This window comes from Eudoraea sp. (assembly GCF_039969275.1).
In the GTDB taxonomy this organism is placed as follows: Bacteria; Bacteroidota; Bacteroidia; order Flavobacteriales; family Flavobacteriaceae; genus Eudoraea.
This window is the reverse complement of the sequence record NZ_JBDVOC010000003.1, coordinates 396,359-420,786: the sequence shown is the minus strand read 5'-3', so window position 1 is coordinate 420,786 and position 24,428 is coordinate 396,359. Positions and strand designations below refer to the sequence as shown.

At 36.2% G+C, this 24,428-nt stretch carries 21 protein-coding genes; 18 read left to right on the top strand and 3 right to left on the bottom strand.

The genetic code is table 11. The annotated features are described in order from the left end of the window. Positions 1 to 28 precede the first annotated feature (28 nt). From ABJH90_RS02825 to ABJH90_RS02760, 14 genes are all read left to right on the top strand, one after another. Entirely contained in the window at positions 29 to 640 is a 612-nt protein-coding gene (locus ABJH90_RS02825; protein ID WP_348142151.1) for a nucleotidyltransferase family protein, read from the top strand. A 26-nt stretch (positions 641 to 666) separates the two neighbouring features. Beyond that, positions 667 to 1,755, top strand: a complete 1,089-nt coding sequence (locus tag ABJH90_RS02820) for an amidohydrolase family protein (RefSeq protein WP_348142148.1) — start codon at positions 667 to 669, stop codon at positions 1,753 to 1,755. A gap of 199 nt (positions 1,756 to 1,954) precedes the next feature. After that, positions 1,955 to 2,443 carry a sigma-70 family RNA polymerase sigma factor gene (locus ABJH90_RS02815; protein ID WP_348142145.1) on the top strand — a complete coding sequence of 163 codons (489 nt, stop codon included), beginning with the start codon at positions 1,955 to 1,957 and terminating at the stop codon, positions 2,441 to 2,443. Positions 2,444 to 2,446: 3 nt separating this feature from the next. Further along, complete coding sequence (locus ABJH90_RS02810) at positions 2,447 to 3,043, top strand: hypothetical protein (RefSeq protein ID WP_348142142.1); 597 nt, start codon at positions 2,447 to 2,449, stop codon at positions 3,041 to 3,043. Between the two features lie 217 nt (positions 3,044 to 3,260). Then, entirely contained in the window at positions 3,261 to 5,429 is a 2,169-nt protein-coding gene (locus ABJH90_RS02805) for a DUF5916 domain-containing protein (protein WP_348142139.1), read from the top strand. Between the two features lie 135 nt (positions 5,430 to 5,564). Next, positions 5,565 to 6,896 carry a Gfo/Idh/MocA family oxidoreductase gene (locus ABJH90_RS02800; protein WP_348142136.1) on the top strand — a complete coding sequence of 444 codons (1,332 nt, stop codon included), beginning with the start codon at positions 5,565 to 5,567 and terminating at the stop codon, positions 6,894 to 6,896. Between the two features lie 131 nt (positions 6,897 to 7,027). Beyond that, positions 7,028 to 8,587 (top strand): T9SS type B sorting domain-containing protein, encoded by a 1,560-nt coding sequence (locus tag ABJH90_RS02795; protein ID WP_348142133.1) that lies wholly within the window; start codon positions 7,028 to 7,030, stop codon positions 8,585 to 8,587. A gap of 50 nt (positions 8,588 to 8,637) precedes the next feature. Beyond that, positions 8,638 to 10,527, top strand: a complete 1,890-nt coding sequence (locus ABJH90_RS02790; protein ID WP_348142130.1) for a CocE/NonD family hydrolase — start codon at positions 8,638 to 8,640, stop codon at positions 10,525 to 10,527. 119 nt (positions 10,528 to 10,646) lie between these two features. Continuing rightward, complete coding sequence (locus ABJH90_RS02785) at positions 10,647 to 11,249, top strand: class I SAM-dependent methyltransferase (RefSeq protein ID WP_348142127.1); 603 nt, start codon at positions 10,647 to 10,649, stop codon at positions 11,247 to 11,249. A gap of 54 nt (positions 11,250 to 11,303) precedes the next feature. Next, positions 11,304 to 11,816, top strand: coding sequence for a DUF4251 domain-containing protein (locus ABJH90_RS02780; protein WP_348142124.1), 513 nt, complete (start codon positions 11,304 to 11,306; stop codon positions 11,814 to 11,816). A gap of 64 nt (positions 11,817 to 11,880) precedes the next feature. Then, positions 11,881 to 12,603 carry a protein-L-isoaspartate(D-aspartate) O-methyltransferase gene (locus ABJH90_RS02775; RefSeq protein WP_348142122.1) on the top strand — a complete coding sequence of 241 codons (723 nt, stop codon included), beginning with the start codon at positions 11,881 to 11,883 and terminating at the stop codon, positions 12,601 to 12,603. A 915-nt stretch (positions 12,604 to 13,518) separates the two neighbouring features. Continuing rightward, on the top strand, positions 13,519 to 15,621 hold the full coding sequence (locus ABJH90_RS02770) for an elongation factor G (protein WP_348142119.1): 2,103 nt from the start codon (positions 13,519 to 13,521) through the stop codon (positions 15,619 to 15,621). Between the two features lie 228 nt (positions 15,622 to 15,849). Continuing rightward, on the top strand, positions 15,850 to 17,301 hold the full coding sequence (locus tag ABJH90_RS02765) for a membrane dipeptidase (RefSeq protein WP_348142116.1): 1,452 nt from the start codon (positions 15,850 to 15,852) through the stop codon (positions 17,299 to 17,301). Positions 17,302 to 17,587: 286 nt separating this feature from the next. Beyond that, positions 17,588 to 17,809, top strand: a complete 222-nt coding sequence (locus tag ABJH90_RS02760; protein ID WP_348142113.1) for a hypothetical protein — start codon at positions 17,588 to 17,590, stop codon at positions 17,807 to 17,809. A gap of 58 nt (positions 17,810 to 17,867) precedes the next feature. Here ABJH90_RS02760 and ABJH90_RS02755 read toward each other — a convergent pair whose 3' ends face one another. Together ABJH90_RS02755 and ABJH90_RS02750 are read right to left on the bottom strand one after the other, a co-directional pair. Continuing rightward, on the bottom strand, positions 17,868 to 18,476 hold the full coding sequence (locus tag ABJH90_RS02755) for a hypothetical protein (RefSeq protein WP_348142110.1): 609 nt from the start codon (positions 18,474 to 18,476) through the stop codon (positions 17,868 to 17,870). 134 nt (positions 18,477 to 18,610) lie between these two features. Continuing rightward, positions 18,611 to 19,855: a mechanosensitive ion channel domain-containing protein gene (locus ABJH90_RS02750; RefSeq protein ID WP_348142107.1), complete on the bottom strand. Its 1,245-nt coding sequence runs from the start codon at positions 19,853 to 19,855 to the stop codon at positions 18,611 to 18,613. 255 nt (positions 19,856 to 20,110) lie between these two features. Here ABJH90_RS02750 and ABJH90_RS02745 point away from each other — a divergent pair, with 255 nt between their 5' ends. From ABJH90_RS02745 to ABJH90_RS02730, 4 genes are all read left to right on the top strand, one after another. Next, positions 20,111 to 20,860: an SDR family oxidoreductase gene (locus ABJH90_RS02745; RefSeq protein WP_348142104.1), complete on the top strand. Its 750-nt coding sequence runs from the start codon at positions 20,111 to 20,113 to the stop codon at positions 20,858 to 20,860. Between the two features lie 136 nt (positions 20,861 to 20,996). Continuing rightward, the gene (locus ABJH90_RS02740) at positions 20,997 to 21,530 is read left to right on the top strand and encodes a BLUF domain-containing protein (RefSeq protein ID WP_348142102.1); all 534 of its coding nucleotides are present in this window, start codon (positions 20,997 to 20,999) and stop codon (positions 21,528 to 21,530) included. Positions 21,531 to 21,716: 186 nt separating this feature from the next. Next, positions 21,717 to 22,217: a hypothetical protein gene (locus tag ABJH90_RS02735; protein ID WP_348142099.1), complete on the top strand. Its 501-nt coding sequence runs from the start codon at positions 21,717 to 21,719 to the stop codon at positions 22,215 to 22,217. Positions 22,218 to 22,227: 10 nt separating this feature from the next. Beyond that, positions 22,228 to 22,599 (top strand): GerW family sporulation protein, encoded by a 372-nt coding sequence (locus ABJH90_RS02730; RefSeq protein WP_348142096.1) that lies wholly within the window; start codon positions 22,228 to 22,230, stop codon positions 22,597 to 22,599. A 97-nt stretch (positions 22,600 to 22,696) separates the two neighbouring features. On the opposite strand, the gene ABJH90_RS02725 is transcribed toward ABJH90_RS02730, so the two are convergent. Then, the gene (locus ABJH90_RS02725) at positions 22,697 to 24,190 is read right to left on the bottom strand and encodes an aminotransferase class V-fold PLP-dependent enzyme (protein ID WP_348142093.1); all 1,494 of its coding nucleotides are present in this window, start codon (positions 24,188 to 24,190) and stop codon (positions 22,697 to 22,699) included. Positions 24,191 to 24,428 lie beyond the last annotated feature (238 nt).

The following is a 24,428-nucleotide window of genomic DNA, read 5'->3' as shown; positions in this document are numbered from 1 at the left end:
CTTAATTTCTTTAAGGTTTCCTTTATTGATGACCCATTCAGAAACAAAAATAGCTATACTGATATTGAGTGCAGGGGCATCGAACCGCATGGGATCCACTACCAAACAATTATTACCCTGGCGGGATACCACATTGCTGGGCAACGCTATAAGGTCTGCAAAGCAGGCATCTTGTAGTACTGTTGCCATCGTGTTGGGTTCTCATGCCAATACAATTCAAAAACAAGTCGAGGACGAAAAAGTTCAAATAGTGTTTAATAAAAACTGGAAATCTGGTTTGGGGTCTTCTATATCCTGTGGGATTAAAGCTTTAGAAAAAAACGAAATGAAGTATGAAGCTGTACTTATATTACTGGTTGATCAACCTTTCATAGACACTGCCTATTTAAATTTGCTTATAACTAACTACCTTAACAGCGGTAATGGGATAATTGCCACAAACTATTTTGATAAGGCAGGGGTACCCGCTATTTTTGATAAGACTTATTTTCCAGAATTGAAAAAATTAAATACAGACCAGGGAGCCCGGGATTTACTTAAAAAGTATGAAAAAGAGGTAAGCCTGCTTGATCCTCAAGGAAAAGCCGAGGATATGGACACATTGGATGATTATTATAAAGCAGTAAAAAAATTAAAGTAATTAGTAATATATTAAGTGTAAAAAAGATGATAATCAATAAGTTAAAGATTCATTATATTTTAATTGTACTAATCTCGATCCCTTCCGTCGCCCAGGAGATGAGTTTTGAAGAGTACAATCCGAAATCTACACTCGTGGTTACCGAAAATATAGTAGAGAAAGCAAAGTATCCTTTTATTGATATTCATAGTCATCAGTTTAAGATGGCCACACAGGACTTATCCCAGTTAATTGCCTCTATGGATGATCTTAATATGGCCGTTATGGTTAACTTAAGTGGAGGGTCTGGTGAAGGTCTCAGCAATATGCTGAATAATATAAATCAAAATTACCCAAATAGGTTTGTAGTCTTTGCCAACGTAAATTTCCAAGGCGTAGGAAATGCAGATTGGGCAGAAAATGCAGTGAAGAATTTAGAACAAGATGTGAAAAACGGTGCTAAAGGACTCAAAATATATAAAAGCCTGGGGCTTAGAAATAAGGATATCAACGGGAAACGAATAGCAATTGATGACAGCCGTTTAGATCCTATTTGGTCCAAATGCGGGGAATTGGGTATTCCGGTTCTTATACATGCAGCAGATCCAAAGTCGTTCTGGGATCCATATGATAGTAATAACGAACGCTGGTTAGAATTAAAAACCAGACCGCGAAGGAAGCGATCTGCAGATAATCCCGCTCCATGGGAACAAATAATAGCAGAGCAACATAGAATGATTAAGAAGCATCCGGAAACGAAATTCATTAATGCGCATATGGGATGGTATGGCAATAATTTACAAAAGCTGGACGAACTTTTAGAACAAATGCCAAATATGTATGTGGGTATTGGTGCAGTTATAGCAGAGCTTGGAAGACAGCCTCGTGCTGCCCAAAAGTTCTTTATCGTGCATCAGGATAGAATCTTATTTGGTAAAGACAGTTATCAGCCTGATGAATTCCCAACCTATTTCAGGGTTTTGGAAACCGCTGATGAATATTTTCCTTATTACAAAAAGTATCACGCTTTCTGGGCTATGTACGGTTTGGATCTCCCGGACGAAGTATTGAGAAAAGTCTACTATAAAAATGCCTTAAAATTACTGCCAGGACTTGATCAAAGTTTGTTCGATTAATAAACTATAAGATTTTCTGGAGATGTTAATTCATTTGGGTCTAATTAGTACTACAATTAAATCTTTACTACCCTTTTATTGGAAATTCAATTTTTAACTTGTCCATAAATTATCCATTTTCGTAGCCTCCAAAAGTATTTTAAGGAAAGTGTGATTTTTTTTGATGTTGATCTACTAATTAAGCAGAAGTTGTTAAAATATGGGTAAAGAAGAATCATTTACCAGGATAATCAGGGAAAATGAAGGTGTGATTTTTAAAATCACCACGATCTATACGCAAAACGGGCAGGACCAAAAAGATTTGTATCAGGAAATTGTATATCAATTGTGGAAGTCCTTTGATTCATTTCGAAATGAATCCAAAATTAGTACCTGGATGTATCGTATCGCTTTAAATACGGCAATTAGCCAATTAAAGAAAAGCAAGAAACACTCCAATACAACTGGCATAGATCAGGTTGTTCTGAAACAAACGGAAAATTACGATACAGCAATTGAAAACCGGTTGAAAATGGTATATGAACACATACATCAGTTGAACATACTTGAAAAAGGTTTAATACTTCTTCTATTGGAAGGTAAAAAGTACGAAGAGATTGCGGAGATCACCGGATTAAGCGAAACTAATGTTGGAACCCGGATTTCCAGAATAAAACAAAAATTAAAATTAAGAATATTGAAAAAATAAGTTATGGACTTAGAAGAAATCCAAACAATTTGGTCAGAAATGAGTGATCAATTAGAACATCAAAAAAAACTAACCAATGAGCTAATTATGAAAATGACACAGGAAAGATATAGGACAAAGTTTGATAAGATCACATTTTATGAATCCATAGGAGCAGTGATATGTTTTATTATGGCTATTTATTTTTTGGTTAATATGGATAAGTTAGACACCTGGTATCTTCTTGCCTGCGGCATATTTACCGTTGCTTTCTTAATTATTTTACCCATTATTACTTTGGGATTATTGGGAAAAATTAAGCGTATGAATATTGTAAAAAATAGTTTTAAAGAAACTATTGTAGGTTATACAAAGGCAAAGAATCAATTATTGCTTATGCAAAGGGTAGGAATATATTTGAGTTTTGTCTTAATGTTTACATGCTTGCCCGTATTTAGTAAAATCATGAATAATAAGGATCTTTTTCTGCAAGGTAGGATCTGGCTGATTTACTTGCCACTAATGGCAATTTTTTTGTTCTTCTTTGCAAGGTGGGGTTATAAATGCTACAAGAACATAACTAATTCTGCGGAAAATATTCTTAAGGAATTGGAAGCTTAAAATATTAATATTCCACGTTTTTAATCAGGCCTCGCTTCGCGGGGCTTTTTTACTGTCTTAATGATGGTTAAATTTCTGGTTCTTTTGCAATTTTTGATGTACTTTATCATAGTTTTAGAATGCCTAATCCAGGATTCTAAGTTTCATCTAACTGATACTCCAATTAACGGTCGTATTCGGTGTTTAAGAATTCAGCTGGGTTCATTAGAAAAGTATTATGAAAAAAGTTCCTTTTACTTTAATTCTCTTAATGTTACTACTACAGCTTAATGCCCAAAAAAAGAACGAAGATTTTCGCTTAAATATTCGAAAAACAAATTTACCTATAAAAATTGACGGCCTTGCCGATGATGAAGCCTGGGAGGGAACTGATGTTGCCAAAGATTTTTTTATGGTAATACCCATGGATATTGATAAGGCAACAGATAAGTCCGAAATACGGATGACCTATGATGACACCAACATTTACTTAATAGCTACTTTTTATAACAGTGTTCCCGGACGTTATTTCGTGGAGTCTCTAAGGCGTGATTTTTCTTTCAATAAAAATGACAATTTCTTATTATTCCTAGATCCCTTTAACAACCAAACTACAGGTTTCACTTTTGGTTCCAATGCTGCTGGTGCACAATGGGATGGGACCATGTTTGCCGGTGGTAAGGTAGATCTCAATTGGGATAGCAAATGGATATCTGAAGTAACAAGGGACGAGGAAAAATGGGTTTTTGAAATGGCCCTTCCATTTAAATCTATAAGGTATGAGGATGGGGTTAAAGAATGGGGTATTAATTTTAGCAGACTTCATTTGGCAACTAGCGAAAAATCTAGTTGGACACCTATACCAAGGCAATTTCCTACAGCTTCACTAGCATATACCGGAGTATTAGTTTGGGATGAGGCTCCTCCAACACCACGTTTCAACTTTTCGCTAATCCCTTATGTATTGGGCCAAACAACTTATGATTTAGATGGAAATACAGACTATGAGACTAAAGTTGGTGGCGATGTTAAAATAAGTCTGTCCTCCTCACTAAACCTGGACCTGACAATAAATCCGGATTTTTCTCAAGTGGAAGTAGACCGGCAGGTTACAAATCTTGATAGATTTGAACTCTTTTTTCCGGAAAGAAGGCAATTCTTCCTTGAAAACGCCGATTTGTTTGCCAACTTCGGATATGAGACTATCAGACCTTTCTTTTCCAGACGAATTGGACTTGGTATTCCAATTAATGCAGGATTAAGACTTAGCGGTAACCTTAGTGAAAAATGGCGTTTGGGAGTCATGGATATTCAAACCGCAAAAGACGAAGAAACAGGACTTCCAAGTCAAAATTTTGGAGTCATTAGCCTGCAAAGACAGGTGTTTAGCAGATCTACCATCGGACTACTTTTTGTAAATAAGCAGTCAACTAATTATCCACAGGATAATGACTCTCTGCGCACAATCTATCCAAAATTCAATCGGAATTTAGGATTGGAATATAATTTGGCCTCGCCGGATAACTTGTGGAACGGAAAGGCCTTTTTACTCAAATCCTTTACACCAGATAAACAGGGAAACGGCATTACTCAAGCTGCCAATATAGAATACAAGAGTAGAAAATGGAATTGGGGCATTCAAGAAGAATATGTGGATAGTACATATACTGCTGAAGTTGGTTTTGTACCCAGAAAGGGGTATTTTAATATCAGAGGCTTCTTAGGATATTTATTTTTTCCTAAAGCAGGGCCGGTATTGAGTCATGGTCCCATTGGTAAATTGAATTTTTATTTTGACCAAGAGATCAAAGAAACGGATCATCAAAATACACTTGAATACCTCTTTAACTTTCGTAATCGTAGTAGTTTAAGCATGGAAGGGGTCAATGAATATGTTGAATTACTTGCCCCATTTGATCCCACGGGCACTGGAAAAGATTCTCTTGCCATAGGAACCAAACATAGATGGAATGCCTTTAGATTTGAATATAATTCCAGACCACAAAGCATGTTTACATATTCTGCAGGCGGAAGAGTTGGTGGTTACTATGAAGATGGCAAGCTATTAACATTAACAAGTGAACTGGGCTATCGCTTTCAACCATTTGTAAGCCTCAGTTCTAGTATTAGTTATAATAACATTAAACTACCTGAACCCTGGAATACAACGGAATTTTGGCTAATAGGATCTGAAGTAGATGTTACTTTTACCAATAAACTATTTTTTGCCACTTTATTTCAATATAATGAACAATCCAAAAACTTTAATCTAAACTCTAGGTTACAATGGCGTTATAAACCGGCTTCGGATTTGTTCCTGGTTTACACCAACAATGAATTATTGGCGCCATTTGATGGCAGGATTTGGTCAATTACTCTAAAATTAACTTACTGGTTTAATAAATAAGTTGAAGGGTAATATAAAATTCAATTTATACTTCACCAAGCATCAATTATGCCTGTTTTATGATAGTATAGTTAAATTTTTCTTGTAATTTAATAGTGAAATTCATCTAAATAATTAACAGTAAAAATACCCGGTATGACAAGAAAAAAACTTAGTTCCAATGCCAAACAGGAAAACAAAAAATCAAATCTCACACGGAGAAAATTTATTAGAAATTCCGCCTTCACTTTAGGGGCGATTTCTATAATACCGCGCCATGTTTTGGGCAAAGGTTTTGTGGCTCCCAGTGATAAAGTTAATCTGGGGTTTATTGGTCTTGGAAAGCAGAGCAGGGGACTTGCTGCTCAATTTGTTCAGAATACAAATGCTCAAATTATAGCCAGCTGTGATGTCTGGACCACAAAAAATGCATGGTTTAAGGATCATGTTGAAAAGGTCTATGCAGAACACCGTAACCAAGCAAGTTATAACAGTGTAAATACATATCTGGAATACAAAGAACTTCTGGATCAAACGGAAATAGATGCCGTTGTTATAGCGACACCGGACCATTGGCATGCATTACAGTCTATTGATGCCATGAAAGCCGGAAAAGATGTTTTTTGCGAAAAACCTCTGACTCATACCCTAAAGGAAGGCTCGAAGATGGTTAAGTGGGCTAAAAAGACCGATAAAATTGTTCAGACCGGCAGTATGCAACGCTCATGGGACAATTTTAGAAAAGCTTGTGAACTTGTTAGGAACGGTTATTTAGGAGATATTCAGAAAATTTTGGTAAATGTTGGTAATCCCGCGAAGCCTTATGATTTACAGGCTGAGGCTATGCCTCAGGAAGTCAATTGGAATGATTGGTGTGGTCCCGCACCTCTTTTAGGCTATAATCACAGGCTTGCACCTTCAAGCAATGATGTTGATTTCTGGCCAGATTGGCGGTTATATCAGGAAGTCGGAGGGGGTGGTTTATGCGACTGGGGGGCACATATGTTTGATATAGTTCAATGGGCTCTTGGAATGGACAAGACCGGACCCGTGAAATTTGTACCTCCAACTGATAAAAATGCGGTTCGTGGATTAAAAATGTACTATGCAAACGGGATAGAAGTCGTTCATGAAGATTTTGAACGTGGCTGGGGTGTTCGCTTTTTTGGTACTGAAGGTAAGATGGATGTGAGTCGTAGTTTTCTTGAAACCGATCCTCCAAGCATTCTGGACGTGGAGTTAAAAGATTCAGATACGCGTTTGTACAAAGTAAAAAAGGATCATTATCAGGATTGGATGGATGCTATAAAAAATAGAACCCAACCTATCTGTAATGTAGAAACGGGCCATCGATCCGCTAGTGTTTGTAATATTGCAAATATTGCCTATGACCTTGGTGAAACTCTTCACTGGGATCCTGATTCCGAAAAATTTAAGGGTAACAGTGCCGCCAATAAGATGAGACATGTGAAATATCGAAAATTTTAATGGAATCGCTTAGCCCTTCTTAATGGTTCATGTAAAGTTATTTTATCAAAGTTGAAGATGAAAGTTTTTGCGATTTTTTAGGACCAACCTGACATGTAGGACCATATTTAATATTTCTACTATCTTTAAAGGTGGATCGTCAAATTGTACCATATAAACTAGAAATTAAAAAAAGTAACCTGAAAATACTATTGATTGTAGTGTTTTTCGGGTTGCTGTTCAGTTTGTCTGCACAGGCACCTCCGGCTTGTACGAGTTTGACGTCTCCTTCTAATGGTGAAACAGGGGTTTCTGTAAATATCCAACTGCAATGGCAGGCTGTGGCAAATGCCACACAATATTTCCTTTTTGTTGGTACCAGTCCGGGTGGTACAGAAATAGTAAACGGGGTATCAATGGGGAGCTTTCTTAGCTATACACCCGCTACAAGTCTGATGCCTAATACAGTCTATTATGTAACAGTAATTCCCAATAACAATAATGGCGATGCTCAAAACTGTCTTGAGGAAAGTTTTACAACAGGACTTGCCAATTCTATTCCGGGATGTGTAACCTTGTCCAGCCCTGTTGCAGGATCATATGGAGTGCCTCCAGATACAAATATTATCTGGTCTGGCCAGTCAGAAGCCATAGGATATATTCTGAATATCGGCACAAGCACGGGTGCAAGCGATATTTTAAACAATGAAGATGTAGGAAATGTGACTACTTATGATCCTCCTACTGATTTACCCCTTTCCCAACGTGTTTATATTACTATAATACCTTATAACAGCGCAGGAGAATTCCCTTCATGTGTCGAAGTTAATTTTAGGACCAGAGGAAATAACCCGCCTATGTGCACGGAAATAATAGATCCGGTTGACGGAGGTGAATTTGTTTCAGTTACTGCAAATATCACCTGGATTAGAGATTTTAGTGCCTCTGGTTACCTTATGACCATAGAGAAATCGTCTATAGGAGGGGTTAAGATTCTTGACAACGTTGATGTTGGCAGCGGCACCAACTATAAACCCCCGGATTTTGAAGGTAATACTGTGTATTTTGTACGTATAACACCCTATAATGATCTGGGTACAGCTCCTAACTGTCAGCCAATTTCTTTTACAACCGGCGCAGGGCCAGTTCCTCCGGCTTGTACGAATCTGGTGACCCCAAAAAATGGTTCTGGTAATATAAGTGTAAACTCTAATTTGGAATGGGAATCTGTAAATAATAGTTTGGGTTACATTCTATCTGTAGGAACTTCTTCAGGAGGAACAGATTTAGTAAATGCACTCGATTTAGGTAATACAACGAATTACAGCTTTGAACAGCCACTTCCTGAGGCAAGCACTATATATGTAACTATTATTCCCTATAGTATAAATTTGCTGGCAGAAAATTGCCGGGAAGAAACATTTACCACAATTGGATTTCTTGTTACACCTGAGGAATTACCTGTTCCGAAATTTTTCACTCCGAATAATGACGGTTTTAATGACCTGTGGATAATTAGTTCAACTCCGGAAATAGAAGTAAGTACGGTACATATCTTTAACAGGTATGGCCAATTATTGAAACAGCTATTTCCGGATCAGGGTTGGGATGGTAGTTTTAATGGAAAACCCATGGCATCTGACTCTTATTGGTACAGAATAGAAACTTCTCAGGGTAATTCGCAAGTTGGGTTTTTTATGTTAAAGCGATAGTGTATTTTTCTAATTTTAATCCTCAATATTTATTTTAAAAAACCAACATAATGAGAACATTTTTAACCGCTTTTCTATTATTTATAATAAATTTTTCTTTGGGAGTGTTTCAGACCTATGCGCAGGATGATATATTTGAAAAACTCAAAGAAATTGCAATAATAGATCAGAAAGTAATGATGCCTATGCGAGATGGAATACGATTGGCAACGGACATTTACAGACCTAAAACTGATAAAGAAGTACCTGTCATTTTTTCCAGAACACCGTATAATTTTAATTCCTGGGGCGATGGTGAGCAAAAAACCAGAACAGCGGAAAAAGCATACGAAGTTGTACAACATGGTTATGCTTATGTCGTACAAAATGAGCGCGGAAGATATTATTCAGAAGGTGAATGGGACATATTAGGTATTCCTCTGACTGATGGCTATGATGCCTTTAGCTGGATAAAAGATCAGTCTTGGTCCAGTGGTAAGATTGGAACGCTTGGATGCTCATCCACTGCAGAATGGCAGATGGCTGTTGCTGCTTTGGATCATCCTTCGCACGCTGCTATGGTACCTCAAAGTTTTGGAGCTGGAGTAGGAAGAGTTGACGACTACTATGAACAGGGTAATTGGTACAGAGGTGGTGCGGAGCAGTTGCTATTTTTTGCATGGTTATATGGTGTAGAGCATGATAAATATAAACCCCGAATTCCTAAAGGAGCCAGTCAGGAAGACCTTATCCGTATCTCCAGATTCTATGATTTGGCACCGGAGAATCCACCAGTAGATATGTCCGAAGCTTTAGCCCATTTACCTATTCAAGATATTTTACAGAATATTCAAGGGAAGCGAGAGGTTTTTGACAAAATGGTACGGCGTAATCCTAATCATGATGATTGGTATAAAGGTGGGCTTTACCACGACGATATGGAAATAGGGGTACCAAGCTTTTGGTTTGCCTCATGGTATGATGTATCTATAAGCCCTAATCTGGCGTTATTTAATCATGTTAGAAATAATAGTAAAGACAAATTTATACGGGATAATCAGTATTTGGTAATTGCACCTACATTACATTGCAGATATACCAGGGCTAAGGAGAATACAATAGTAGGTGAACGAAATCTGGGAGACGCACGACTCAATTATAGCGAGCAAATATATTCATGGTTTGATCTTTGGCTGAAAGGAGAAAATAACAATTTTAAGGATGATACTCCAAGAGTTCAATATTACACTATGGGAAGTAATGTTTGGCAGTCTGCCGAAACCTGGCCCCCCGAAAGCTCTGAATTGAAAACTTATTATTTGAGCAGTGGTGGTAAAGCCAATAGTTTATACGGAGATGGAAGACTTAGTATAAAAGAGCCTGATGGCGAAAATACAGCCGATAGTTTTAAATACGATCCAATGAATCCGGTGAACTCGTATGGGGGGAATGTTTGTTGTACAGGGAATGCGGTAAAAGGAGGAGCCTACGATCAACAAGCCATGGAAACGAGACAAGATATTCTTGTTTACACCACAGAACCTTTGGAAGAAGGAATAGAAGTAACTGGATTTATTGAAAGTACGCTGTATATTTCATCTGACGCAAAAGACACCGATTTTACAATTAAACTTATTGACGTTTATCCGGATGGGCGGGCATATAACCTTGATGAAACCATACAACGTGTACGTTATAGAGAAGGTTATGATAAGGAAGTATTTATGGAAAAAGACAAGGTGTATGAAATAAATTTAACACCAATGGCGACTAGTAACTTCTTTGAAAAAGGGCATAGCATTCGAATCGAAGTCTCGAGCAGTAATTTTCCCAGATTCGCAAGAAATTTAAATACTGGCGGAAAAAATTACGATGAAAAACAGGGAGTAGTTGCTCGTAACCGTGTGCATCATTCAAAACAATTTCCTTCTCAAATCAGATTGCCCATGGTAAAACGATAGCACATATAGAATTTAAGATAGTTTTAAGTGCTTTATATCTTTGAAAATAGTATCTTTTAAAGATGTGTTTCAGAGCAATTAACATAGGCTTTCTTTTATTTTTGCTGATTATCCCTGATATGTATTGTCAATATTCCGAGAGTGATTGGAATGCTCGCGATAAATGGATGAAAGTTTCGGAAATATTCCAATTTGCCAACATCCAGGTTGGTAACGAAGTTGCGGATATAGGCTGTCACCAGGGTTATATGAGTATACGGCTTGCAGACTTTATTGGTGAGAGCGGAAAAGTATATTCTGTAGACGTTAGGGAAGATCGTTTAAACAAATTAAATGATATTGCTTCCGAAAGAGGCATCCGAAATATCCAAACCATTTTAGGAGACTATGACGATCCTAAATTACAGGAAAATACGCTGGATGTAGTATTAATTATAGATGCCTATCATGAAATGAAGGACTATAGGGAAATCCTGCAACATGTCAAAAAGGCTCTAAAACCTGGTGGTCGGATTTTAGTTCTTGAAAAACTTAAACGACATTTGATTGGAAAATCAAGACAAGAGCAGACCATAGGGCATACTATTGCGCCAAAATATGTTGAGAATGACTTGGAAGAGGCCGGTTTTGAAGTGATCGCAATAGAAAAAGAACTAGGTTTTTGGGAAGAAGATCCGGATAAAAAAATATGGGTGATGGTCGGTGCACTTCCACAATCATAATTATTTAACGCCTTCTAGTATAAGAGGCAGGACTTGTCAATAAAATAGATTACCATGAAAAATAGATTATTTAAGTTTATGATATTGCTAATGGTCTCTGGTAGTTTGATTGGGCAGACCAAAGAAGAAAAACAGCAAGAAAAAGAAGACCAAAAAAATGTGGCTTATGAAGCTACCAAAGGCCTTATTGATTCAGGCAACTACATGTTTAGTGCAAATAGGATATCAGGGGGGATATCACTGGCTACAAATACTGGGCGTTTCATCGTTAAAGATGGAGAAGTTGATATAGATTTACCCTTCTTTGGGGTTGTTAGAGGTTCTGGTGGATATAATAATAATCCTGGTATAACCTACAATGGTGTACCCGATAAATATAATGTCGAATATATTGATACGAAAAGACGAGCAAAAATAAAACTTAGTGTACGCAGCGGAACGGAGCACCATGATATTACCCTGACTGTAGGCTATGGTGGTCAAACCACTGTTAATGTAATTAGTAGTGCCAGGAATTCTATTCGTTATTCGGGGTATTTAAAAGCCATTGAAAAAGGAAAATACTAACTGAAATAATTGCTCATAGATCTGCTATATCCTGCAATACTTTTTGTAAAAAAAATAGCCCCGAATGATTAATTTAATTAAAAATAGATCTGTATTTAAGGCATTCGTAATAGGAATATTATCCTTGTCTTCCGTATTCGTCTATGGCCAAATAGACCATAAACAATCAAGGGAGAACATGATAAAGGAGCAGTTGTTGGCAAGAGATATAAGCGATCCTGCTACACTTAAAGCGATGCGGACTGTTCCCAGACATGAATTTGTACCACCAGACATGCAGCCCTATGCTTATGCTGACAATCCCTTGCCAATAGGAATGAAGCAAACCATCTCTCAACCCTATATAGTTGCTTACATGACTCAGGTCTTAAAATTAAAAGAACACAACCGGGTTTTGGAAGTAGGCACCGGATCCGGATACCAGGCAGCTATATTAGGACAAATAGTAGATACAGTATATACCATAGAAATTGTAGAAGCATTGGCTTTTACAGCAAAAAACAAACTTTCATCATTAGGATATAACAATATTATAGTGAAAACCGGAGATGGATACCTTGGTTGGCCAGAGAAAGGACCTTTTGATGCAATAATAGTTACTGCCGGAGCCGAGGAAGTACCTGAGCCACTTTTAAATCAGTTAAAAGAAGGAGGGAGGATGATTATTCCGGTCGGACCTCATAATGGAATTCGACAATTGCTTCTGATGACTAAAAAATCTGGAAAGATCAAAACTAAAGAAGTTATGGCAGTGAGATTTGTTCCATTGACAAGAAAGGATAATTAAGTTTATAAAAAGACATAAAAAAAGGAGGTTAATTTCAATTACCTCCTTTTTTAGATCTCCGCCGGCTTTGTCTGGCCGGTACTTCGTGTACTCCTATCGTACATAATTTCTACTTTCCGTCCAACGTATCCTTTTACTATCCTTAAAGCTTGAAAAGTATGAAAACCTTCGTGAATCTGTTGGTGAATGTTGCGCTATATTTCTCATTTCTTTGATTTTTAATGTATTACCTAATTTTTATCTTTTGATCTATAGCCGTTAGTTGGTATAGTGTCTTACTTCTGACCAGCGTACTCTTTTACTGTTTTTAAAATTTGAAAAGAAGGAATGTCTCCTGGATTCCGTTGGCGTTTTTTGAATAAAATGTCTCATGATTGTTCGTTTTTTGATGTTTATATTAAGTGGTATAGTGTCTTGCTTCTGACCAGCGTACCCTCTTGCTGTTTTTAAAATTTGAAAAGAATGAATACCTTCTTGATTCTGTTGGTGATTGATTGCTAAAATTTCTCATCGTTTATATTTTTAAATTGATATTGTTTGTTTTACTTTTTTAAAAACTATAAATCTTAAAGACTTATAACTAATAGACGACAATTAATATTATTTGTTACTGTACTATGTATAAAATAGTACTGTTTTATACAATTTTTAACATGTTTAACCCTTCAAATCAGTATAAAAATACACTTATAAGATTGACATACAACGTATTATATAAATAAGACATTTTTAATATTATTTATCATTAAATTCTGTTCTTATGAATATTATTGGAAAAAAGATGAAAAAATTAAGGATAAAAAGCAATTAAAACTTATATTGTAGAAACCAGATTTACCAAAACCTAACAAAAGTCATATGCTATATTTTATATCCATATTAGATTTATGATTTTATTCTCAAAAACAAGGACATATGAAAATATATGATGACAAACACATTAAAAATGTGGTATTCGTAGGGGCGCATAATAGCGGTAAAACCACTCTGGCGGAAACCATGCTCTTCGAGGCCGGTCTCATTAATAGGAGAGGAACTGTAGAAACACAGAATACAGTTTCAGATTATCATGAAATTGAACACCAAAGAGGAACATCTGTTTATGCCACACCCTTGCATACCGAATGGCGCAATTACAAAATAAACATTATTGACACTCCCGGACTGGATGATTTTGTGGGTGAAATTATTTCATCAATTCGAGTAGCAGATACAATTGTTACAGTTTTAAATGCACAGCATGGAGTAGAAATTGGAACTGAAATCATTTGGAATTATGTCACTAACTACTCGAAACCTACGCTTTTTGTGGTAAATCAAATAGACCATATGAACGCTGATTTTGAGAACTCATTTAAGGGGATTAAGGCACTCGTTGGCAACAATGCGGTAATTATCCAATATCCACTAATCATTGATGGTTCTCAGTGTATCATTGATGTTCTTAAGATGAAATGTTATAAATTTTCACCTCAAGGAGGTAAACCAGAAAAATTACCAATTCCTGAAGATCAAAAGGAACGAGCTGATCAGTTACACAATGAACTTGTTGAAAAAGCTGCCGAGAATGATGAAGAATTATTAGAGTTGTTTTTTGAAAAAGGAACACTAAACGAAGATGAAATGCGGGTAGGTATTAAAGCAGGAATGCTCAATCATGAGCTGTTTCCGGTTTTCTGTGTTTCTGCATTAAATGATATGGGTACTGGCAGACTCATGGGCTTTATAGATAATGTAGCCCCAGCTGCTGCAGATTTAAAACCCGAACAAACTGTTGAAGGAGATGTGCTGGTTCGAAAAAAAGAAGCGCCAACAGCTTTGTTTGTTTTTAAAACCGTTTATCAACCCAGTTTGGGGCAGATTTCCTTTTTTAAAGTAAAATCGGGAGAAGTTAAGGCTAATGATAAATTGGTTAATTCCAGAACGGGTGATACCGAAATACTGAACCATCTTTATATAATGGATGGTAAAAAGCGAGAATCAGTATCAAAATTGGAAGTAGGTGATATCGGAGCCACATTAAAACTTAAAAGTACAGAAACCAATGATACACTTCATGTGGCCGGAAAGACAATTACTATTAAACCCATTCAATACCCGGAACCGAGAACCCGTAAGTCCATATCAGCGGTCAAAAAGAATGAGGAGGAGAAACTTAGCGATGCTTTAAAGAAGATCCACAATCAGGATCCAACGGTAGTAATTCAGTTTTCCAAGGAACTAAAGCAACAAATTCTGGGTTGCCAGGGAGAATTACATTTAGCGACTATTAAATGGATATTAACCAATGTTTATGGAGTTGAAGCAAACTTCGAACCCCCAAAAATTGCCTATAGAGAAACCATACAAAGATCATCGAATGCTAATTACAGGCATAAAAAACAATCGGGAGGCGCAGGTCAGTTTGCGCAGGTACATTTAAAAATAGAACCCTGGCACGAAGGTATGCCAGATCCGGAAGGGTTTAACATCCGAGGGAAGGAAGAAATTGACCTTGCCTGGGGCGGGAAATTGGTATTCTATAACTGTATTGTAGGGGGAGTAATAGATATACGCTATTTACCCTCCATAAGAAAAGGCATTTTGGAGGTAATGGAAACAGGACCACTCACAGGATCTTATATCCGTGATGTTCGGGTAATGGTGTACGATGGTAAAATGCATTCCGTAGACTCCAACGATATCGCCTTTAAGATTGCTGGCGCCCATGCCTTTAGAGAGGCTTTTCTAAATGCCAAGCCTAAGCTTTTAGAACCAATACAAGAATTAACCGTTAAAGTTCCTGAAGAAATGGTAGGAAGTGTTATGACCGATTTACAATCAAGAAGGTCTATCATACAAGGAATAGACAGTATTGATCACTATCAGATTCTAAAGTGCGCAGTGCCACAATCCGAGCTTTACGGTTATTCTACCAATTTGCGGTCACTTACTCAGGGTAAGGCAACATTCAATTCGTCCTTTTCCGCTTTTAAAGCAGTTCCAAATAATATTCAGGCAACCTTGGTTAAAAGTTAAGTAAGACATAAATTTTAAAGAAAACCATATCGTAATATTTCAATCGGTATGGTTTTTTTGTGGATTTACAATTCTAATTTAAAGTTCATAAATATATATAGAAAGGGATGTGAAAGTATCAACCGATCATACATGATATCTGGTTATTGATACATTCTTGTTTTCCAATAGAATAAATTGTAGTAATTTTCTGTAGGAATATTTTATGGAGATTTAAATTAGGTACAAATGCATTTTAATGATGAGTATATTGATTTTCATTGTCATCCTTCCTTAAAGCCATTTGGAAAAAGCTTCAATTATACACCTTCCGGAATTCATATCAGCCACAGGAATAGTAAACGAAGTATTTGGCATTATGATCCTCCTTCAATTTTCGATAAGTTATTAAACTACGTTACCGGACTTACCAAATTTTCCCAGGCAAACTTCACAAGCCTTGTCAGAGGTGGCGTGGGTATTGTATGTGTATCGCTATATCCATTGGAAAAATGGTTTGTTCGGAATAAAATGAACAATGAATTATTGCTGGATCTTGCCTCCAATTTTGCTTTGGGAGTGGGGGATAAGCGCATTGACCATATACAGGGGATAACCGATTATTTTAAGGATGTTGAGGCCCAGTATAATTTTTACATGCAATTGGATGGTAAAGTAGTACTACTTCCCGAAGGTAAGTTTCGCTACAAATTAGTAAAGAATTTTACAGAAATTGAGAATATAAAAAATCATAATGCCTCTGGAGGAAAAGTTCATACTATCTGTGTCATCCTGAGTATTGAAGGTTTACATGTTCTCAATACGGGTCTAAGACAACCATTCAGTGAAGTTGAAGTCTTAACTAATCTGGAGAAAATTAAAAATTGGGAATTTCGCCCATTTTTTGTGACCATCGCACATCACTTTTGGAATCAATTATGTGGACATTCCGAAAGTTTATCGGGAATCATATTGAAATTTGCAGACCAGTCTGAAGGACTCAACGGCGGATTTACTTCCACAGGAAGGAAAGTAATGGAACGTCTTGTTGACGATACCGATAACAAACGAATTGTACCCGATATTAAACATATGAGTATTCAGGCGAGAAAAGAATACTACGAAATGTTGGATTCGGGAAACACAAAATTTAAGAATATCCCGGTTATTGCAAGTCATGCCGCTTGTAACGGTCTGAGATCTTTTGACGATCCGGTTGTGGGACATCCCAATACTGCAAGCAAACTAAATCCTGTTTCCATAAATTTTTTCGACGAAGAAATTATACGTATTGCAAAAAGTAAAGGCATAATTGGACTGCAATTAGATGAACGCAGAATTGTTAATAAAAAAACCCTGAAGAAGACCAAAAATTCCTTAAAACGAAGCAAGATAATGCATTACCGATCAGAATTATTATGGAATCAGATACGGCACATTGCAGAAGTATTAGATGCTGAAGGCCTCTTTGCCTGGGGCTGTATGGTAATTGGTTCAGATTTTGACGGCATAATAGATTCACTAAACGGTTTCTGGACCGCCGAAGAATTACCTTATCTGGCAGACTTCCTGGAGCGTCATGCATATAATTATATGTTATCCCAAAAACTGATAACCCCTGAGAATGTAATCAATGCAGATGAAATTATAGCGAGGATAATGTCTATAAATGGTCGAAACTTCTTAAAAGACTATTTTTGATAGTTTTATCGAATAATTTTCAAAAATCTAAAGAATCCATCCAGAAATCAAGAAAATATGTTTAAACATATGTTAAAGATATTAGACAATATAATAGAATTTATAAATTTAGCGTTGAAAAATAGCTTTTTTGGATAAATAATATAAGAAACTTGGCTTTTGAGAGTGCAAATGTTGTTATCCTTTATTACATTGAGGACTAATTAATATGCAATAGGCATACAGTCTATTGAAAATGTAAGGAATAGAAGTATTTTTCATCTAATTAATAAGAATCAAATTTACTATGGACGTAATTGACAAAGCACGTTTGTTTGAAGAACGTAAGTGGAATAAGCTTACAACAAATGACCGCATTGTTGCTTCAAGAGAAGTGAAATCACTCATACTGGAAATAAATGAGCTTTATAAGGAGTCTCAAGACTCAGCCTTAATGGAACTAATGAAGCGTTTAACAGTTCTTAAGAAAAAGCTGGAAAAGCGACTTAAAGGCAGACCAGATGTTTAATATTTCTCATTTTTTCGATCTGCCACTGCAATATTGAATCTGTAATCAGAATCCAATTTCACTCTTTATACATTTGTTCTATTAGCAGTTGATAGGTAATCAAATTAGTATACAGTTTTCCGGCGAGATTTACGATTGGAGAATTAAGTGAATCTATTGGTGTTTCCTTACCAAATGCAACTTGTAGTTGCTCCTGTAATTCCGGTTTTTCATCGAGTTTAATAAGGTTGAAAAGGTATTTGCTTTCACTCAATGGAATTACCAGACTATCACATTGCTCACATTTATTAGGAACATAAACCGTTATTTGTTTAGGAGGCTTTATCTTGATTTGTTCAGATTCCTTAACTAACGCTCTGGTTGAAAGACTATCGTTCACTTTTAACTCATAGGTGTATGAAGGACTCTTTCCTCTTAAAAGAACTATAGTCTTCATATGTACTTTCGAAGTGGCCGGAACCCTTATATATCGAGGTCTTGCGCTGCTTTGCCTAAAATTGGTTCCGGATAAGGTAAACATCACATCTAGATCCTGTTCATTTTCGTTAATGGCATAAAATGAGATCCGGTTAGGAATATCTTCGGTAATTATTTTTATTTTCTTTTCTTGAGTATAACCATACACTATGGTAAACAGCAAGGCCAGGAAGAGTACTTTTTTATACACAGAATTTTTTTTGGATAAACAAGATAGACAAATATTCTCGTTCACTTGATATTGCATCTATAGATTTGGTTTTTGGCACTAAGTTGTCCTAACCAATTCTTTAATAAACTCAATATTTTTATTAGTACTATGCATCAACTTTTTTGGAGTGAAGTGGGCAGCTCAAATACTTCGAGATCAAAATAGGAAACCGCCGCTAACAAATGATCAAAAATATCCGACATAATATATTCATAGTTCTTCCATCGTTTATCACTACTAAAGACGTATACCTCAATGGGGATCCCTTGAGGAGTTGGTTCGAGTTGTCTGGTCATCATTGTCATGTTTGTGTTCAAAGCACTATGATTACTAAGATAAGACTCAATATATTTACGGAAAACACCAATATTGGTCAGATTTTGACCATTCAAAAGCAGGGTTTTATCAATATTATTTTCTTGGTTATAAGTTAATATTTTTTCATTTCGCGAATTCAAATAATTAGTTATGAGCTGTATTTTTTTTAGCTTTTCAATTTCTGCACTGTTTAAAAATTTTATATTCTTCTGCTTAATAATCAATGCGCGTTTTATTCGCCGACCACCGGATTCCTGCATTCCCCTCCAATTTTTGAAGGAGTCTGTAATTAGGGCATAAGTGGGAATTGTTGTAATTGTCTTATCAAAATTCTGAACTTTTACAGTGGCAAGATTAATTTCTATTAGGTCGCCATCGGCACCGTATTTATCAAAAGTGATCCAATCCCCAATCCGAACCATATCGTTCATACTTACCTGAATACTGGCAACCAGGCCAAGGATAGAATCTTTGAACAATAATAACAAAACCGCTGAGGCGGCTCCCAGTGCCGTAATAAACTTCCAGATAGTAGTATCTGTAATAATTGCAAAAATGGTCATTATGGTCAGTATCCAGCCAATAATCATAAAGACTTGTATATAACTGTCAATAGGCTTATCATTATAGCGTGGAAGTGTTTTTAGGTAATCCCGCACGCTGCGTAGAATACTTTTTGTAATGTTCAGTATTAGAATGATAGCTATAATATTTCCAAACTTCAAAGCCATGCTACCCAAATATGCAAAGTCTGTAAAAACAACTGGAATTAGTTCAATAGCTAGCAGCAGAGGAAAGATATGCGCTAATAGTCTTGGAAGTTTATTAGTTATGGCGATATCGTCCAAATTGGTTTTGGTCTTACGGGCAAATAAGATGGAGGTTTTTCGGATGACCTTTTTTATAATGTAGTCAAGAAGACCTACGACAATAAGCATCGCAAGAAATAATCCGACGAGATTTATATATCTCGCTAATGATTCGGACATCCCCAGTTCAATCAAATAATTATATAAGAGGTGAGCAATATTTTTATTCATGACATTTGGACATTTGTGCAAAATTACAGCCAAAATTTTATTTAATGCCCCAAATAATCATTCTTTGAACTACTAATCCCGGAAGCACCTAATCCATGCATGTTCAAAAAAAGTATACATCGCCATTTTAACTCCTTTGAATAAAGAGGCGTAAACTTCTAAAATGTTAACGACTAAAAATGGTGAAGGCAGCTTGGAAAAATTGGAATTCTTTGAGATTCTCAATACTTTCACTTGTAATTCGTATAAACTATAATGAATCTAAAAGGGCAAAACATTTTGGTCACTGGTGCCTCCAAAGGCATAGGAAAGTCAATTGCCATTCATTTACTTAAAGCAAATGCACAGGTAGGGGTGCATTTCAATAAAAGCAGAACAGGTGCTAATAAAATAAAGGATAAATATCCTCTTTCGGAAACTTTTCAAGCAGACCTTGCCCAGTCAGATGAGGTTCAACTACTTTTTAAGAATGCAATTGAACATTTTGGAAATTTAGATACTATTATTCTGAATGCCGGCGTATTCTCTCCACAGCCTATTGAAGATTCCACCGAGAAATGGCTTGAAATATGGCGACAAACAATGGCTATTAATCTTGAAGCGGCGGGACTAATAACCAAATTGGGTATAGAACACTTTAAAACTCAAGGTGGGGGCCGATTAGTTTACATTGGTAGCAGGGCAGCATTCCGTGGAGAAACGGAGGAATATCTGGCATATGCCGCCTCTAAAGGCGGACTTACATCCCTTGCGCGAACAGTAGCCAGATCTTTTGGCAAATACAATATCAAATCTTTTGTTATAGCCCCGGGATTCACTCGAACTGAAATGGCAGAGGATGTTATAAATAAAATCGGTGAAGAAAAAATACTGAATGAAATGGCCCTAAAAGAGTTAACCACTCCTGATGATATAGCCCCACTTGTAGTGCTAATGTGCAGTGGACAGATGGACCACGCCACAGGTTCCACAATAGATGTCAATGCAGGAAGCTATATTAGATAATTTAAAGAATTAACTGTGCTACATCGACAATTATTCCAGATTTTACCCCAAAAATTATTTACTTGGTCCTGGACATGTAAAAAGCTAAAAATATTTTTATATACGACAAGATATATCAGAAAAACCCTACATATAGATGGTTGCAGCGATTTTTCTCAACTTAATTGTAGAATATGAAACTTTAAATAATTACTTTCAATTACAAACAGTACACCACCATATGGTATTTCAGATTACGTACAGTTCGGTAGCTAAGACAGGACTTTCCATTACAGAAATTGAAGAAATCATTTCACAGGCAAAACAATATAATACAGCTCACGACATAACGGGTTGTCTGATTTATAATAAGGGATATTTCCTGCAGATTCTTGAGGGAGAAAAGCAGCTTGTTATGAATTTAATTAATAGTATAAAATTGGATGATCGCCATGATCACTTTACTGTTCTTTCAGAGGGTCAAACGAATACGCGAACATTCAAGGAATGGGCAATGGCCTATTATCACAATCCCTTAAATGCCCAATTGAATAATGAGGTGCAAGAAATTAAGGAATCTCTTTTGGAGCTTTCATCCAGTTCAAAAAAACCAAATTTTGCTTTGAAAGTTTTTTGGTATAATGTTAAGAATCTTCTGACTGAGAAGGGATATTATAAACCTAACTTATAATATAATCACGACCCGAAGCAGGTGCTAGTATTATGTTAAACTTCACTTATGCTGGTTTACGCTAGCTTAGCCAGTGACCATAGACAGTAACTGCTCATCAAACTTTTTATGAGATAGTTGCATTGCACTGATTCAAATCATTGCCAAAAAATGTTCTTTGTATTTCCTTTGCATAAAAATTAAATAATGCTCTGGACTGTTTTCGGGATACTTCTATTTCTGTTTATACTGTATCTTTTATTTGTCCCTCTGGACATCGTAATAAACATTACTAAAAACCAATACTTTGTTCGAATTCGGGGTTTGGCCAAAGCCGCCGTAGAAGGTCATGATAAAGAATTCTTACGAATAAAGCTAAACACATTATTTACCAGGTTTTACTTCTATCCTTTAAGAAAAAAGAAAAAAGAACAGAAGAAAAAGATTGAGACAAAATCTAGGAAGAGGAGAAATTTTAAGTCAAATTTTAAACGAGGGTTACAAGTAATAAAAGCGTTTGAAGTAAAGATATTGATATTAGATTTAGATACCGGTAATTGTATACAAAATGCAAAATTATATCCTGCATTTGCTTTTTTAAATCACCATCTGGGCACTTTTCACATAAATTTTGAAGGCAGAGTGAACATGGTTTTACACATGCAAAGCAGGCCTATAAACATTATAAAATCATTTATTAACTTTTAAAAAATTTACCATGGAATTACATTTTGAAGAATTTTTAGGTAAAATCACAGATTTTATCAAAACAGAAGCAAAAACTGAAACTGTTGTTGGCGAACAATTTCAATTAGGAGAATTTAAATGTGTACCTGTTATTAAGGTAGGCATGGGATTTGGATCTGGTGGAGGAGAAGGTATGGAAGCAAAAGCTAAAAAAGGTCAGGGCATGGGTGCCGGAGCCGGCGTAGGAATTGAACCATTAGGCTTTTTGGTAACAAAAGAAAATGAAATTTCCTTCCTAGAGGCGGGAAAAGCTCATGGTTTAGCCGCCGCTTTTGAAAAAGTACCGGATTTAATAGATAAGTATGTCGAAACCATGAAAAAGAAAGAAGAAGAATTGGTTTAACATAGTCTAAACAGCTATCAACCGAAACATTTGCTAAGTCTGACTTAGTGCTGAAACTGGGTAGGTTTCCATTTTATATTGAGAATCCTGCTCAGTTTTATTTTATATTAAACCATTCAGCTGTAATTTTTCTTTCTACAGGTTCTTCGTCCTTATATATAAATTCATTCTTCAGGTTATCATACTCATAATCCTTGCCCCATTCGTTATGATTTAAGGAAACTTGCTTAATAGCCTCACATATAAAATCTATTTCCATATCAGTCATTATCGGATGGACAGACATGCGCACCCAACCTGGTCTCTCAATGAGGCAACCTTCCAGAATCTTTTGTTCAATGGCTTTTGAAGTAAGCAGGTCAACATTTAACAAATAATGGCCATATGTGCCGGCACAGGAACATCCACCACGGGTCTGTATTCCATATCGATCATTGAGCAATTTAACGACCAAATTATAATGGGCATCATCTACAAAAAAAGAGAATATCCCTAATCTGTTTCTATGCCTTTGGGCTAGTATATGTATATTCTGAATATTTGACAATTTTTCAAATATTCGGTCAACGATCTGATGTTCCCTCGCCATTATATTTTCTGTTCCCATTTGCTCTTTCAAGCGTATAGCCAATGCAGTCTTTATGGTTTGAAGAAAACCTGGAGTACCTCCATCTTCTCTCGTTTCAATATCGTCTATATAATCATGGTCCCCCCATGGGTTTGTATAGGCTACCGTTCCGCCTCCGGGATTATCCGGAACCAAATTTTTATACAATTTTTTATTAAAAATTAGAACCCCTGAAGCTCCAGGTCCGCCAAGAAATTTATGTGGAGAAAAGAAAATAGCGTCCAAATAAGCATCTTTCTCCTTTGGGTGCATATCAATTGGCACATAGGGCGCAGAGCAAGCGAAGTCGACAAAACATAACCCATTATAACTATGAATAAGCTTAGCAACTTCATAGTAATCCGTAATAATACCAGTAACATTTGAGCAGGCTGTAACAGATGCTATTTTTATTGGATGCTGCTCATATTTCAAAAGAAGTTCCTGAAAACTATCTAAACAAATAAGACCTTCAGAATTACATGGTATTACCTCTACCTTAGCTATAGTTTCTAACCAAGAAGTTTGATTAGAATGGTGTTCCATGTGTGAAATAAAAACTATCGGTTTAATAGCATCAGGTACCTTTGTATGTTCTTTGAGATTTTCTGTAACCTTCAATCCTAAAATTCTTTGAAATTTATTTATCGCTCCTGTCATTCCCGTCCCAACAGTTATTAGAATATCTTCTTCTGAAGCGTTTACATGCTCTTTAATAATGGTACGGGCATCTTTATAAGCCAGAGTCATAGCCGACCCGGTAACAGAGGTTTCCGTGTGAGTATTGGCTACAAATGGTCCAATTTGATTAAGTAACTTTTCTTCAATTGGACGGTATAGCCTTCCACTTGCAATCCAATCTGCGTAAATGATTTTTTTAATTCCAAAAGGAGATTCAAAACTTTGATCTATGCCAACAACCTGTTTTCTAAAAGGTTGAAAATAAGCTTCTAAAGTACTTGATGTTGAAAGAGTCGCTTTCATTTTATATTGCTATTATAACACTTTGTGCTCTACCATTAAATAATAAACCTCTTAAATTCTGAGAATTAAAGATATTAAAACAATCCTACTTCAAAGAGTACTGATCATATTATTAGTCTAATTGGATAGTTTTCGGATGTAATAAGATATTGTCTCGTTTTCCATAAACAATTTTTAAGCATTTAAGCAGAGACACAGGAAAACTTGATCTACCAATAAATAAAAGAATTTTCCTAGT